At 30.5% G+C, this 15,169-nt stretch carries 16 protein-coding genes; 11 read left to right on the top strand and 5 right to left on the bottom strand.

Features of this window, described 5'->3' with window-relative positions:
• Positions 1-313: 313 nt before the first annotated feature.
• Positions 314-1,069 carry a glutamate racemase gene (gene murI / locus AACQ14_RS06425; protein ID WP_339362751.1) on the top strand — a complete coding sequence of 252 codons (756 nt, stop codon included), beginning with the start codon at positions 314-316 and terminating at the stop codon, positions 1,067-1,069.
• A 47-nt stretch (positions 1,070-1,116) separates the two neighbouring features.
• The gene (gene lepB / locus AACQ14_RS06430) at positions 1,117-1,707 is read left to right on the top strand and encodes a signal peptidase I (RefSeq protein WP_339362752.1); all 591 of its coding nucleotides are present in this window, start codon (positions 1,117-1,119) and stop codon (positions 1,705-1,707) included.
• Here the strand turns inward: lepB and AACQ14_RS06435 are convergent.
• A complete protein-coding gene (locus AACQ14_RS06435; RefSeq protein ID WP_339362753.1) occupies positions 1,675-2,340 on the bottom strand; it encodes an ABC transporter ATP-binding protein in 666 nt (221 codons plus the stop codon). The two genes, lepB and AACQ14_RS06435, sit on opposite strands and share 33 nt — an antisense overlap.
• 172 nt (positions 2,341-2,512) lie before the next feature.
• On the opposite strand from AACQ14_RS06435, the gene AACQ14_RS06440 reads away from it, so the two are divergent.
• Together AACQ14_RS06440 and AACQ14_RS06445 are read left to right on the top strand one after the other, a co-directional pair.
• Complete coding sequence (locus tag AACQ14_RS06440; RefSeq protein ID WP_339362754.1) at positions 2,513-3,742, top strand: MFS transporter; 1,230 nt, start codon at positions 2,513-2,515, stop codon at positions 3,740-3,742.
• A 24-nt stretch (positions 3,743-3,766) separates the two neighbouring features.
• Positions 3,767-4,498 (top strand): helix-turn-helix domain-containing protein, encoded by a 732-nt coding sequence (locus tag AACQ14_RS06445; protein WP_339362755.1) that lies wholly within the window; start codon positions 3,767-3,769, stop codon positions 4,496-4,498.
• A gap of 62 nt (positions 4,499-4,560) precedes the next feature.
• Here the strand turns inward: AACQ14_RS06445 and AACQ14_RS06450 are convergent, their stop codons facing one another.
• Complete coding sequence (locus tag AACQ14_RS06450; protein WP_339362756.1) at positions 4,561-5,343, bottom strand: ABC transporter substrate-binding protein; 783 nt, start codon at positions 5,341-5,343, stop codon at positions 4,561-4,563.
• A gap of 138 nt (positions 5,344-5,481) precedes the next feature.
• A complete protein-coding gene (locus AACQ14_RS06455) occupies positions 5,482-7,257 on the bottom strand; it encodes a methyl-accepting chemotaxis protein (protein ID WP_339362757.1) in 1,776 nt (591 codons plus the stop codon).
• Between the two features lie 207 nt (positions 7,258-7,464).
• On the opposite strand from AACQ14_RS06455, the gene AACQ14_RS06460 reads away from it, so the two are divergent.
• Both AACQ14_RS06460 and AACQ14_RS06465 read left to right on the top strand, forming a co-directional pair.
• Entirely contained in the window at positions 7,465-7,605 is a 141-nt protein-coding gene (locus AACQ14_RS06460; protein WP_193774383.1) for a hypothetical protein, read from the top strand.
• Between the two features lie 39 nt (positions 7,606-7,644).
• Positions 7,645-9,279 (top strand): recombinase family protein, encoded by a 1,635-nt coding sequence (locus AACQ14_RS06465; protein ID WP_339362758.1) that lies wholly within the window; start codon positions 7,645-7,647, stop codon positions 9,277-9,279.
• Here the strand turns inward: AACQ14_RS06465 and AACQ14_RS06470 are convergent.
• Entirely contained in the window at positions 9,269-9,496 is a 228-nt protein-coding gene (locus AACQ14_RS06470) for an ABC transporter substrate-binding protein (protein WP_339362759.1), read from the bottom strand. The two genes, AACQ14_RS06465 and AACQ14_RS06470, sit on opposite strands and share 11 nt — an antisense overlap.
• Positions 9,497-9,728: 232 nt before the next feature.
• Here AACQ14_RS06470 and AACQ14_RS06475 point away from each other — a divergent pair, with 232 nt between their 5' ends.
• The 4 genes from AACQ14_RS06475 to AACQ14_RS06490 all read left to right on the top strand — a co-directional run bounded on the left by AACQ14_RS06475 (position 9,729) and on the right by AACQ14_RS06490 (position 11,974).
• Positions 9,729-10,289, top strand: coding sequence for a chromate transporter (locus AACQ14_RS06475; protein WP_339362760.1), 561 nt, complete (start codon positions 9,729-9,731; stop codon positions 10,287-10,289).
• Positions 10,276-10,836, top strand: a complete 561-nt coding sequence (locus tag AACQ14_RS06480) for a chromate transporter (protein WP_339362761.1) — start codon at positions 10,276-10,278, stop codon at positions 10,834-10,836. The genes AACQ14_RS06475 and AACQ14_RS06480 overlap by 14 nt, the downstream gene beginning before the upstream one ends.
• Positions 10,837-10,857: 21 nt before the next feature.
• Positions 10,858-11,565 (top strand): phosphatase, encoded by a 708-nt coding sequence (locus tag AACQ14_RS06485; protein ID WP_339362874.1) that lies wholly within the window; start codon positions 10,858-10,860, stop codon positions 11,563-11,565.
• Between the two features lie 121 nt (positions 11,566-11,686).
• The gene (locus tag AACQ14_RS06490; protein ID WP_339362762.1) at positions 11,687-11,974 is read left to right on the top strand and encodes a YerC/YecD family TrpR-related protein; all 288 of its coding nucleotides are present in this window, start codon (positions 11,687-11,689) and stop codon (positions 11,972-11,974) included.
• Between the two features lie 20 nt (positions 11,975-11,994).
• Here AACQ14_RS06490 and AACQ14_RS06495 read toward each other — a convergent pair whose 3' ends face one another.
• Complete coding sequence (locus AACQ14_RS06495; RefSeq protein WP_339362763.1) at positions 11,995-12,612, bottom strand: DUF1836 domain-containing protein; 618 nt, start codon at positions 12,610-12,612, stop codon at positions 11,995-11,997.
• Between the two features lie 258 nt (positions 12,613-12,870).
• Here AACQ14_RS06495 and pcrA point away from each other — a divergent pair, with 258 nt between their 5' ends.
• Complete coding sequence (pcrA, locus tag AACQ14_RS06500; RefSeq protein ID WP_339362764.1) at positions 12,871-15,090, top strand: DNA helicase PcrA; 2,220 nt, start codon at positions 12,871-12,873, stop codon at positions 15,088-15,090.
• Positions 15,091-15,169: the final 79 nt, after the last annotated feature.

The following is a 15,169-nucleotide window of genomic DNA, read 5'->3' on the forward strand; positions in this document are numbered from 1 at the left end:
AACATATACATATACTATTTTCAAAATCCACGTCCGAACAAAACATTTTTTCGACCCACTTCCACTAAAATTCAATTCTTCAAAAGCTTTTATTGTTGAAGCGATTAATTAAATGGTATATAATTAATAAAAGTAGAACTGAAAATATGATTGAAACATATAAGTGATTAATAATTATTCGAATTGAGAAATAGAATATAATTATAGTAATTTTCATTCATATTTTAGATACTACATGGTATAATTACTCTAGGCTATATGAAGGTTTACTATTGTTGCATTGGTGTTAAGTAAGAGATATAAGGTGATATTATTGAGGATTGGTTTTTTTGATTCAGGGATAGGTGGAATAACAGTTTTAAATGAAGCCCTTAAAATGCTACCAAATGAAGAATATATATATTATGCGGATTCAATTAATGCTCCTTATGGGATTAAGCCAAAGGAAGTAGTTAAGAAATACATATATAATGTGGTTGAATTTCTTATATCTGAGGATATTGATGTTTTAGTTATTGCGTGTAATACAGCTACTAGTATAGCGGTCAAGGAATTAAGGAAAATCTATGATATTCCTATAATTGGAATGGAACCTGCTGTAAAATATGCTGTAGAACGTGATAAAGATATGAGAATTCTCGTAACAGCAACTGATTTGACTCTAAAGGAAGAGAAATATCAGAAGCTGGTGGAGAGAGTTGATAATGAGTCGAGGGTTGATTCGTTAGCACTTCCAAAACTAGTTGAATATGCTGAGGATTTCATATTTGAAAAAGAAGAAGTTGTACCTTATCTAAGAAAACAGTTAGAGCCGTTTGATTGGAGTAAGTATGGTTCTGTTGTACTTGGTTGTACACATTTTCCATTTTATAAAAGTTATTTTAGGGAGATTTTACCGGGACATGTGAAAATATTGGATGGCAATGTAGGTACTATCAGGCACCTAAAAGATATCTTAGATAAAAATAATAACTCTTATGGTAGCGGGGATAAAAAAATGACATTCTATTATTCAGGTATAAAAGATGAGGATAACAGTATTTTGAAGAAATATCTTAACAAACTATAGAGTTATAGTTACAGTAATTTATTAAGATAAAGATTGGAGTAGAATAAATGGGTAAAAAAATTTTAAAAGAAGTAAAAGATATTATTATATTTGCAGTTATAGTTATTGTTAGTGTAGTAGTCATTCAGAGTTACGCATTGGCATCAACTAAGGTTCAACAACATTCTATGGAAACTACTTTAATGGAAAATGATTTTTTATTTGCTGAGAAGATATCATATATTTTTACAGATCCAGAAGTGGGAGATATCATAGTATTCTTGCAAGAGAGACCCGAAGGTTTTTGGGGGAATCCAATAGGTATCTGTATTGAAGACACTTTAGGAAAATTTAAAAGGGATGATCCTAGGATGAGATATGTAAAAAGAGTAATAGGTTTATCAGGAGATAAAGTTGACATAAGAGATGGTAAAGTATTTGTTAATGGGGAGCAATTAGAGGAATCCTATACAAAAGGTATGACAGATGCTAGGAACATTGAATTTCCTTTAGTAGTTCCAGAAGGACAATTATTTGTTCTTGGTGATAACCGAGAATATAGTTGTGACAGTAGAAATTTTGGATGTATAGATAAAGATAATATAGAAGGTAAAGTAGTTTTTAGACTATGGCCTCTTAATAAGATGAGAGCATTTTAAGAATAACAGTTTTATTAGTAACTTTTTAATAAATATAGCTTCTGCTATATCATGTGTTACTAATAAAGCTGTTTTATTTTCTTTTTTTATTATAGTACCTATTTCATCTCCAGCAGATAGCCTTGTCTGGTAATCAAGTGCTGCAAAAGGTTCGTCTAATAATAATATTTCAGGCTTTAATGCTAGAGTCCTGATAAGAGCTGCTCTTTGTCTCATCCCCCCTGAAAGTTGCGATGGTTTATAATTTTTGAAATTATGTAAACCATATTGTTTGAGTAAATTATCTATATATTCAAGATTCTCAGTAGTCAGTTTATTATTTATTTCTAAGCCAAGCAATACATTTCTATACACTGTTCTCCATTCAAAAAGGTGATCTTTTTGCAGCATATATCCAATGTAATGAGAATCATTATTTATCAAAGACTTATCAAGGACAACTTCTCCAATTGAAGGCTGTATCAGGCTAGATATAACTGATAATAGAGTGGATTTGCCACAACCACTTGGACCTACAATACTGATAAATTCTCCTTTATTAATCATAAGGTTAATGTTTTCTAGAGTCTTTGTTTCGCCTTTTGGGGTGTGATACGTATATGATAGATTTTGAATCTTAACTAAAGGAGACATATGGACCTCCAACTTATTTTAGATATACTATATTGTATTAGAATATATATTGTTTTGTGTTAGATATAAGGTTAAAGTAGAGAAAAAATACTATTATAGGTAGAAGTATTTTTGGTAATGTGATATCATATATAGTAGTTAAACTATTATATATAAAAGCAAAGGTGGATATATGAAAAAAATTACGCTGGATATCAAGCAGAAGAATGTCTTTTTAATATGTATTGCATTACGAAATATCTTTGAAGCGATAGCTATGCCAGGGAATCTCGTATTAACAAGTTTTATGATTTTTCTAGGGCTGGCGGATTATGAGATGGGATATATTCTTGGCTTCATAGCTTTAACCAATATATTTCAGTTGTTTTCACCATTGATATATGAAAAGTTTGGAAGTCCTAAGAAGATGGTATTAGTTACAAGAACACTAAGATTCGTTATATTTTATTTGATAATGTTATTACCTTTTTTAGAGAATTCACGGTTTATCATTCTATTATTTATTATATTTACATCAGTGTCTTTTACATCTTTGATGGGAGGAACTTTTTTAGCATGGAATGATAGAATAATACCAATGGACAGGAAAGGAAGATATTACTCTACACGTAATTTGATAGGAAATGGTGTTGGAATAGTTATCCCATTATGTGTTGGTAAGATTCTTGATAATTATGTACATAGTACAAGGTTATTTATGATAATATTCATTGTAAGTATCATATTTGCTATTGGAGAAATACTCATTATTACTAAATTGGAAGATTATCCATTAGTAACTAAGGGTAAACTATCTCTGAAACAAACATTGACCTTGCCGTTAAAAGACACTAAGTACAGACAATTTATTATATTCTCGTTATTATGGATGTTCGCATGGAATTTTGGTAGACCATTTTTTAACATATATGCAATAAAATATGTGAAGCTTTCCTATGGTTTCATTGCTTTTGCATCTAGCTTTACTGCTATAATAAAATTGTTACTTGCAAAAGTTTGGGGAGCAGGTGTTGACCGTTATGGTTTTAAGAAGATTCTTAAGTATACTGGGTTATGTTTTATGGCAACACATTTCTTATGGTTTTTTATTTCTTTAGATTGTCATATAATTTACTTTTTATTTTTCTTATTAAATGGTATATTTATGATAGGATTTAATATAGCTAAGTTCAACGTCAACTTAAAATTAACTGACCATGAGCACAGACTTTCATATATGGCAGTTAATGCAGCTATAACAGCAGTATTTTCTTTTTTAAGTACTAACATAAGTACAATAATCATTAGAGTGATTGATCCATCATGGAAAATATTTTCTTTAGATATTTTTCAATTACTATTCGGTATAGCAGGTATATTATATTTGATTGCTCTGATTTACATAAACAAGAAAGATATATAATACATAGAAAGGTACGGTGATAAAATGTCCTTAACACCAGCCCCAGCTTTAGAAAAAGGGCTAAAAATATTAGAAATAATAGCAAGAGAAGAACAAGTAAGTTTTAATCAGCTTCAATCCATGACAGGTTATAATGTTAGTAGTTTGAATCGTTATCTACATACATTACGTTATCTTGACTATATACAGAAAAACTTGAACAACAAATATATAATAGGATTAAAATTTTTTAGTTTGGCAGAGAAGAGTAACAGATGGCATTTCCTTAAGGAAGTAGCTAAGAAATATTTAGTGGATTTAAGTAACAGGTACGGTATCAGTTTACTGCTTATAGGATATTCTAACGACCAATTCATTGTTTTAACAAAGCAAGCTCACAAGGATAATATTACAATGATGAGTGTTGATACTTGCCGTTATTATGAAGAATCTATCACATGGGCTTTACCATATATTGTTCATCTTGAAGAAGAAGAGCAAAAACGGATTGAAGAAACATATGTAAACAATAATAATAATATATTAGATGATGTGAACCAATTAAAATCACATTTTTTAGAAAATGGATATGTTCTAGATAATGGATTCGTAAATAAGAATATACTACGTATAGGAGTACCATTATATGCTGGCGAATCCAAACCTATTGCTGTGTTGGGAGCAGGAACCTTCAAACAGCACTTGGAAGATAATGTAGATGATGTGATTGAAGCTATGAAGGATACAAGTACTAAGATAAGCGAGTTGGTCTTTTAAATACAATAATATTTATTTTACATTAGTCAAATGTAAACCACCCGTTATACGGGTGGTCATGATTATTCAATATTCTTAATTGCCTCTTCAGCAAACTCTGTTGTAACAATTTTATCATATTCTACTCTTTTATCTAATTCACCAGCTGAATCAAGAATGTTTTGAAGTAGGTCAAGACCTGCTTTTTCAAAATATGGGTCTTTTCTCCAAGTATCTTGGTCTTTATATCTTTGCACAATCTGAATAAGTAATTCCATATCAGTATCTTTGAATTGTGGCTTAATAACTTCAGCAATTTCTTCAGGTGTATGTTCATCAACCCAAAGTTGACTCTTATAGATAGCATTGGTAAACTGTTGTATAGTTTCTGGATTGGCTTTTATATAACTTTTTTCAGCCATGTACCCAGTATAAGGAACTAAACCGCTTTCAATACCTAAAGATGCAACTACATGACCTCTGCCTTCGTTTTCGATTTTTGAAGCAGATGGCTCAAATTCTGCTGTATAATCTCCTGTACCGCCAATAAATGAACCAGCTGTAGCGGTAAAATCAATATTGGTAATGATCTCTACATCTTCAAATGGTTTGATATTGTTCTTTTTTAGGATGTATTCTAGAACCATCTGAGGCATTCCACCTGGACGACCGCCAATTATTGTTTTGCCTTTCAAAGCTTCCATATTGAATTTTTCATCAGTTCTTCCAATTAAAAAGTTTCCAGCTCGCTGGGTAAGTTGTGCGAAGTTGATTACATAGTCCTCTTTGCCTTCATTAAAAACGTATATAGATGCCTCTGGTCCCATGAAAGCTATGTCTGCGTTATTAGATATTAGAGCTGTCATTGATTTATCTGCGCCCCATCCAGAGGAGTAGTTAGCTCAAAATTTCTTTAATAAACATTTCTGAGTACGGTGCATTTCTTCTTTTACTGGAATTGTGTACTGCATACTTTCACAGAATGTAATTACATTAGTGGAATTTTATTTTACTTTAAATTTGTCTGTTTTTTCTTTTAAAGTATATGCAACGTTTTTTTGCTCTTCAATACTAGCACCAATCTCTTCAAATGAACTAGCTTGTTCTTCAATGACACTGTCAATCTGTTGAACGGAGCTTGCATCCTCTTGAATTGATGATGACATCTGATCCATTGCTTTTGTCATTTCTTCAGCTACTAAGGTTTGCTGATTAGATGATTCTGATATCATTTCAATCTTATCATTTATATTTTTGATTGAGCTTAGTATATTCTTAAAATGATCATGAATGACATTAGATTTTTCAACGCTGACGTCAACTAATTCCTGTCCTTGAGAAATAGCTGAACTAGCATTATCAGCCTTTATTTGTATTTCACCTATCAATTTACTTATACTTAATGCTGATTCTTTACTTTCTTCTGCTAGGTTTCTAACTTCATCGGCAACTACAGCGAACCCTTTACCATGTTCACCAGCTCTTGCTGCTTCTATAGCTGCATTTAATGCAAGTAGGTTAGTCTGCTCGGAAATATTGGTAATTATAGTTACAATTTCACCTATTTTGTCAGATGATGCCTTTAAGGTAACAATAGCTTCGTATACTTGATCTGTTGATATTTTTACTTTATTGTTTGCATTAACTACTTGTTGAATATTATCGGCACCTTGATTAGTATATTCTAGAGCAGAATTACTATCTTCAAAAGCATTTTTGACTTCTTGTGAAACCATATCAGCAGTACTTGCTAATTCCTCAATGCTTGCTGTTGCTTCTTCAATTACACTAGCATTATTCTGAGAACTATCAGATAAACTAGCTATGCCATTAGATATCTCTTCCATTCCTTGGTTGGAATGATCCATTCCTAATGAAATCTCATTAGATGATACTGCTAAATTATCCGCATTAAGCTTTACTTGTGAGATAATGTCATGTATGTTGTCAACAAATAAATTGAAGTATTTTGCTAGTTCTCCCAATTCATCCTTAGTAGATATATTAAGTCTCTTGGTCAAGTCTCCTTCACCTTCTGATATATCCTTTAACATGTTTATAGATTTTCTAATAGGTTTTCTAATTCCTCTTGATATAAGGATACCTAGAATGATTGCTACTACAACTCCTAAAGTAATTGCCCCAAGCACTATCAACTTAGCAGTAGTGTATGTCTCTATCCCTTTATCATTAGCTTTATTAGCCACTTCCATGTTAAGGGCAATAATCTCATCAAGCATACTATTAATTTTTAAGAATAATTCTCTATTATTTAATGAGATTTGTTGTGATCGATTGTCTATTTTTACTATTTTATCATCAGTAACTGATAAACCTGATGTAATAAGCTTATCTTTTTGTTTAGATAAGTCTATTATTTCTTGATTTAGTTCTATCCACTTATTCCATTCTGTTGTTAGTTCTCCCCAAATGATAGCTTCATCATCTGTTTGTGGGAGTGCTGAGTATACTTCCCATGCTTTGTCAGCCCTATCATAAGCACTTTCAATATAAGCATATTGATCATTTATGAATTTGGTGTTATATAAGTCATTATTAATTAATGCACGTTCTCCCGCAATGATAGCTGTGTGAGCTTCATTAATGATTAGTAGAGATTCTACACTAGGAAGACTTACGTCAGCAATCTCGTATTGATCATTCATTATAAGATCCATTGCACGATAACCAACAAATCCTACAATACCAGTAATTAAAGAAACTAATAAGAATCCAGTTAAAATTTTTGTTGCAATTTTCAAATTCTTGAACCAATGCATGTTACTACCTCCGTTAAAAAAATTCTAGTTATATAGATAACATGCATTATATCATTTTATGTTATATTTTGTCAAAATTATCCATATGTATTTATGTAAAAATCTATATTATAGATTCTATTTGTACAATAATTTTTTCAATAAAATTAATAGGACATATTATAGAAGGCATATTAATAGATATATGTTAATATGGGAGAAATTCAAGTGGAAAATGATAATATAACTAAGATAAAATATGTTAATGGTATTAAGGTTATATGTAATTACAAGGGGGAAGACAAAGAAAAAGAACAAGTGGAGGATAGAGTATTCAATATATTAGTTGATATAGGCAGGAATGATTAGAAAAAACAATTCAATGTATGTATGCAGGGGGTGTTACTTATGTATCATAACATAAAGGGATTAAGGACTATAGCATTGTATAGGGTTAGTACTAATAAGCAGGATGAAGCTATGCAGAGAAAGAGCTGTAGAGATTTTTGTGAAAATAATGGACTAAAAATAATAGATGAGTACACTGAAATTGATGTTTCAGGGTTTAAAACTCCTCTAAAAGATAGATATGAATTGATTAAGATTCTTATGCGAGCGGAAAAAAAAGAGTTTGATATATTATTAATCTATAATAATGATAGATTAACCAGACGTTCAGACGAAGCACCTCACATTCTACAGGTTCTGTCTAATAATGAAATAAAAGTATTTGAAACTTCTACAGATGCTGAAATCAAGACGGATTCCCACATGGACAAGTTAATGAATTTTTTTAATAGCTGGACTGCTGAGTTCGAAAGTATCAAGACTTCTATGAGAGTCAAATCCTCTTTTGCAGATAAAAATGAAGAAGGAAAATTTTTAGGAGGGTTGCCATTTGGATATAGATTAATTAATACTAATTATAAAAATAAAAAAGGCAAGTATATAAATAAGATGATTATTGATGAGAATGAAGCAAATATAGTAAGAAAGATATTTGATTTATACATTAATAAAAATATGGGTACAGTAAGAATAGCTAATTACTTAAATGAAAACAGTTATTTAACTAGAAAAAAGAAAGAGGCATTAGACCATAATATTGATATAAAGGAAAATCAATATTTATGGAGAGCTTCAACTATAACAAGAATATTGAGAAATCCTGTATATATAGGTCAGAAAGCTTATAATAAAACTAAATCAACCAGAGATAAGGTAGTCAAGAACAAAAGAGAAGAATATAAGTTACAACCATATAACGAAGAGCTTAGAATAATAAGCAACGAAGATTTTTATCAAGCAGGTTTTTTATTAGAAAGACGTAAAAAAAGAAAAAATGTTCATGTAAGTACGGCAACAATAAGTGATAATGCACTTTGTAGTGGATTAATCTACTGTAGATGTGGAGCAAAGCTGAAAACAGGTTATTCAATAAGTAAGTATCATAGAAAAAAAGATAATAAGGATATACAGTTGAAAATATATTATTATTTTTGCCCTAATTCTAAGGTTAACAAAGTAAAGCATAAGGATATTACAAATAAAAATATATTCAGTGTACTAAGATATGATTCTATCATTGATAAAATAATACTACATGAATTAAGAAATTTTAATAATAGGAGATATCAGCAAGTCTTAAATGAAAGAATCAACAGCAATATTCATATAAAACAAAATGAACTCAATAACTTAAGACTATTAAGAGGTAAGCTTGAAAAACTAATTGTAAAATATGAAATAGCTATAGATGAATGTTTTATAAATGGTGAAAAAGATAAAGTTGATATATATATTAATAATATCAATCGTAACAAGGCTAAACTTACAAAATTAGATATGGAAATAAAGAGATTAACAGATTATAATTCTGATGGGGATAGAAAAATAAAAATGAATACGAGAAATGATGAGTTTAGCAGCTTAGGAGATAGATACAGCAATGCTTCCTTAAATGAGAAGAAAGCAATTCTAAGTAAAATAATTAATAAGATTGTAATTAGTGAAGATGAAATAATCATAGATTTTATGTACTGATGTACTCTTTTCCCCATCCTGTAGTTAGTTCAATATCCAGTCCTTCATCTTCAAAGAAACCTTTCTCAATAGCTACATATTGAGGAGCATAGAATATTGAATGTACAACTTCGTTAAGTCTTACAGTTGTAAGATTACTTTTGTTATTACATCCACTTAGTATTGCAGATAATGCAACAATTATAAGTACTACTAAGCTAACCAATTTTCTTCTCACTAATAAATCCTCCTTATTTTGTGATATAAACAACTGCTGGTTGGTTGCTTACTTTGGTATTAAATATACTATGCAACTTAGATTGTACCTGTTACACTTATTACCTATAGTAATAATCTTAAAATGATAATAGAAAATTATAATTATTTTGGTAGATTTTTTCCTTTAAATATAACTGTTTATATGGTAAAATATGTTGAGTTTTGACGTAATAATTAAAAGGTGATTAATGATGAATAATTTTAAAGAAATTATTAAATATTATTTGGTTTTTTTTAAGATAGGGTTATTTACTATCGGTGGAGGTTACGCAATGCTTCCTATAGTGGAAAAAGAGTTAGTAGAAAAATACAAATGGTCCACTGAAGAAGAAGTTCTTGATAGTTATGCATTAGCACAATCTATTCCAGGAGTAATAGCTGTAAATACATCTGCATTACTTGGTATAAAAGGAAAGGGATTCTGGGGTGCGGTGGCTGCATCACTAGGAGTCATATCTCCATCTATTATTATAATAGTTATTATATCAATATTTTTTAACAGGTTCAGAGAGATTACAGCAGTAGCAAATGCTTTTAAGGGAATAAGAATTGCAGTCTTAGCGTTATTGATACTATCAGTCTACAAAATGGTCAGAAAATCTGTTAAAGATATATGGGGAGTAGTACTTCTTACGGCATCTTTTGTTTGTGTCTTGATTTTTAATATATCACCAATATATGTAATTGTAGGAGCTGCAATCATAAGTATATTCATTTACTATAGAAAGGAAAAAGATAATGATCCTAGCTAGGTTATTCTATGAGTTTTTTAAAATCGGTCTATTTACTTATGGTGGGGGTTTAGCTATGCTGCCTTTACTTCAAGAAAAAGCGACTACCTATGGTTGGCTGACTAAGGAACAGTTTACTGATATGATAGCCATATCCCAATCAACACCTGGAGCTATTGCAATCAATATGGCTACTTTTGTAGGTTATGACCAGGCAGGGTTTTTAGGGTCACTAATATCGTCTATAGGAGTTATACTACCAGGCTTTATAATTATAATTATTGTAGCAAAGTTTTTGAAGCATTTTAATGAGAAACCTGTTGTCAAGGCAATTTTTGTAGGACTTAGAGCAACTGTTATAGGTCTGATACTTACCGCTGTTATTAATGTAGCTATGGTTTCCGTTGTTAACATTGATCTATACAATGAAACTAAGATAATAGGAAATTTATTTGATATAAAATCAATAATACTATTTGCAGTTACTATGTTTGCAGTGATAAAATACAAGAAGCATCCTATTTATTATATTATTTCAGCAGGGATTATAGGGATTATTATATGGTAATAAATGAAAGGATCTGATCTAATGGATTATATACTAGATGTTCACACTCATACAATAGTTAGTGGACATGCATACAGTACTATGCAAGAAGTGGTTGAACAAGCTGCTAAGAAAGGTCTAGAGTTGGTAGCTATTACTGACCATGCACCTGCTATGCCAGGTTCAGCACATATGTTTTATTTTAGTAATCTAGGAGTGTTACCACAATATATTGATGGTGTCGAAGTACTAAAAGGTATAGAAGCTAATATAATCAATTATAATGGTGATATTGATGTTAGTGAAGTAATACTTAAGCAATTGGATATAGTAATTGCAAGCCTACATCCACCATGTATTGATTTTGGAAACATAGAAGAGAATACAAATGCAATAATAGGAGCCATGAAGAATCCTTATGTTAATATAATAGGACATCCAGATGATGCAAGATATCCTCTTGATTACGATAAAATTGTTAAAGCGGCAAAAGAGCATAATGTTCTCTTAGAGGTAAATAACAGTTCCATGAACCCTAACGGGTTTAGAAAAGGTGCTGATAAGATAAAGATTATGCTTGAGAAATGCATGAAAGAAAATGTTCCTGTAGTTATTAATAGTGATGCTCATGTATCATTCGATGTTGGAAATTTCGATAGCGCAATTAAACTTATTGAAGAAATTAATTTTCCAAAAGAGCTGATAGTTAATACTTCTACAGAAAAATTAAAAAGATTTTTGAAAGGATAAATTATTGCTTTACTTTAATATTTTATCGTGGTAAAATTTGATTAAGGAGTTTGGGCATAATAGTAAATGGGAAAACCATTTGGTTTTATTATTATACCTTAAGAAAGGGAGAGGGATATAAATGAGCAAGAATATTAAATCAAATGAGTTGGATAGGCTTTTTGAGGCTATATTGAACTTAAAAAATCCTGAAGAGTGTTATTTGTTTTTTGAAGATATCTGTACAGTTAATGAATTACAGTCACTTGCCCAAAGACTACAAGTTGCTAAGATGTTAAGGGAGCAACATACATACTTAGAGATTGCAGAAAAAACCGGGGCATCTACTGCAACTATAAGTAGAGTTAATAGGTCATTGAATTATGGCAATGACGGTTATGATATGGTATTTTCACGAATGAAAAGCTAACGTTAAAACGTTAGCTTATTTTATTTCCCTTTATTCTCTTTTGTGTCAGAGCTTTGCTTGAAATATCTATCTATCAATTTTTCTGCCAAGTGTTTCTGGGCTGTTGCTTGTAAAGTCAATAGATATATGATATTAAACAGCTCCAACATATCTTTGTCTTTACCTTCTATATCAGAATCTTTAAATGTATTAACTGCTACTTCAATAGTATTTTCTATATGCTGCTTAAATAGTTTAAACTCATCTTTCTGGACATTCAATAATTTATCATAAAATTCTTCCAATGAAAAATCTGAATTGTTTTCTAACATATCTTTTATAGGTGATAAAAGTTTTTGAATATCAGTAATGGAAAGCACATGTTTAGAATAATAAATGAATATTAGCATAATCATATGATCAGGCGAATATTTTTTCTTTATTGGTGGTGGCAGTATATGGTTTTTACTATAGTTGTTAATCATTGTCTTAGTTAATATTTTATCTTCATCTCTACGTTTTAGGGAGCCTAGATTATCATCCATAAAAGTAGTTACTTGATCCATATACAGGCTTATATTAGGTATGTCCTTTGAATAAACATGATCCATGGTCTCCAGTTGGTTTAATAATTTTTTCATATACGTTAAATAATTCATTAATTTATCACCTCATTATATGATGAGTAGCACTTAAAAAAGATAACTAATCAATAATAAAAATGTCTATATATTGTATTTTATGCATTATAGTTATTATATAGTATATAAAACTACTTAGCAAGAAGTTTGTTAAATTAAGTGTATTATATTGAGACGCAAATACTTTGAAATAGTCCTATTTTGCTCTAGCGAATTTATGTTCGATATGATATTATATTATGTATATGAAAAACTCTACTATAGGTGGTAATAGATATGGATAAAAAATATGACTCTTTGAATAAGGACCAGAAAAAAGCGGTATTACATACAGAGGGCCCCTTGCTTATATTAGCTGGAGCAGGATCAGGAAAAACAAGAGTATTAACACATAGAATAGCTTATCTCATAGAAGAGAAGAAAGTAGCTCCTTGGAATATTCTTGCGATCACTTTTACCAACAAAGCAGCTAAAGAAATGAGAGAAAGAGTAGACAGCCTTGTTGGCTCTGGAAGTGAGGATATATGGGTAAGTACATTCCACTCCACATGTGTTAAGATACTAAGACGTCATATTGATAAAATAGGATATGACCGATATTTTACTATATATGATACTGATGACCAGAAAAAATTAATCCGTGACTGCATGAAACAGCTTAATGTTGACCCTAAGCAGTTCAAAGAAAATAGTATTCTAAGCAGTATAAGTTCTGCGAAAGATAAGTTACTTACTCCTAAGAAGTTTGAAAAACAAGCTTATGAATACAGGGATCAAGTAGTATCAAAAGTATATACAATGTATCAAGATAGGCTTAAGAAAAACAATGCTCTTGACTTTGATGATCTATTAGTAAAGACAGTTGAAGTTTTCAGGCTTTGCCCAGATGTATTATCATATTATCAAGATAAGTTTAGATACATAATGGTAGATGAATATCAAGATACCAACCATGTGCAATATATTTTTGTAGGTTTACTAGCAAGCAGATATAAAAATCTATGCGTTGTTGGTGACGATGATCAGTCTATCTATAGATTCCGTGGTGCTGATATTAGTAACATACTTGATTTTGAAAAAGATTTTAGAAATGCTGAAGTTATAAAACTTGAGCAAAATTATCGTTCTTCTAAAAACATTCTAGAAGCTGCTAATCAAGTAATCAGTAATAACTATGGCAGAAAAAATAAGACTCTCTATACAGATAATGAATCAGGAGATTTGATTAATTATAGATGCCTTCAAAATGAACAAGCTGAAGCAGAATTCATGGCTGGTGAGATAATAAAAGGCATTGAATCAGAAGGCAGAGATTTTAAGGATTATGCAATCCTATATAGAACCAATGCTCAATCACGTGTTATTGAAGAAAGATTCATACTTAACAATATACCTTATAAAATTGTGGGTGGTACATCTTTCTATCAAAGAAGAGAAATAAAAGATATCTTAGCATATCTTAAAACTATAAATAACAGTACAGATGATATTGCTGTAAAAAGAATAATAAATGTTCCAAGAAGAGGAATTGGTACAACAACAATTAATAAAGTAGAAAATTATGCATATAATAATGATGTGAATTTCTTCGACGCACTTTGTGAAGTGAGCCAGATACCAAATATGACACGTTCATCTAAGAAAGTGGGAGCATTTACCCATTTTATTAAAGTATTAAGAGTTGAGATGGCAACCATGAGTCTAGTTGATTTAACCAATGAAGTTATTGAGAGGACAGGTTATGTCAAAGAGCTTGAAGCGGAAGGTACTGATGAGGCACATGGAAGAATTGACAATATTGGAGAATTGATTTCCAAGTTAACTGAATATGAAAACAACGAAGAGGAACCAACCTTAAATGGTTTCTTGGAGGAAGTAGCCCTTATAGCTGATATAGATAACTATAATGAAGAGACAAATGTTGTTGTTCTTATGACTATGCATAGCGCTAAAGGCTTAGAATTCCCTTGCGTTTTCATTTCTGGTATGGAAGACGGTTTGTTCCCTAGCTATATGAGCATATCTTCAGGACAACAAGAGGATATTGAAGAAGAAAGAAGATTATGTTATGTAGGTATTACAAGAGCTAAACAGAAACTATATCTCTTAGGTGCTAATTCTAGAATGATTAGAGGTATGACTCAATATAATCAAGTATCAAGATTCATTAAGGAGATTAATAATAAATTATTTGATCTAGAGTACACAAAACCAGTACAGGACATGCCTAATGAGAAAACTAGTTTCAGAAAAAATGCTCATAGTTTCTTGAAGTCCAATCCATATGTGGTTAAAAAGAATGCAAATAAGATGCCAGCTCCTGGAAACTTTACCCTAAACTATGAAGTAGGGGATTTAGTTAAACATATGAAATTTGGTATAGGTGAGGTACTTGCTATACAACCAGGAGGAGCAGATTACGAAGTTACAGTTAATTTTCCAAGTGCTGGTGTAAAAAAACTCATGGCTAGACTAGCAAATCTTAAAAAAGCTTAAAATATTATTAGATTAATAAAATTTTAATAAAAATAAGAATAAAATTGGTTTAAAAATGCAAAGAATAATGGTATAATTA

The sequence above is a fragment of the Vallitalea maricola genome (genome assembly GCF_036985595.1).
Lineage (GTDB): Bacteria > Bacillota > Clostridia > Lachnospirales > Vallitaleaceae > Vallitalea > Vallitalea maricola.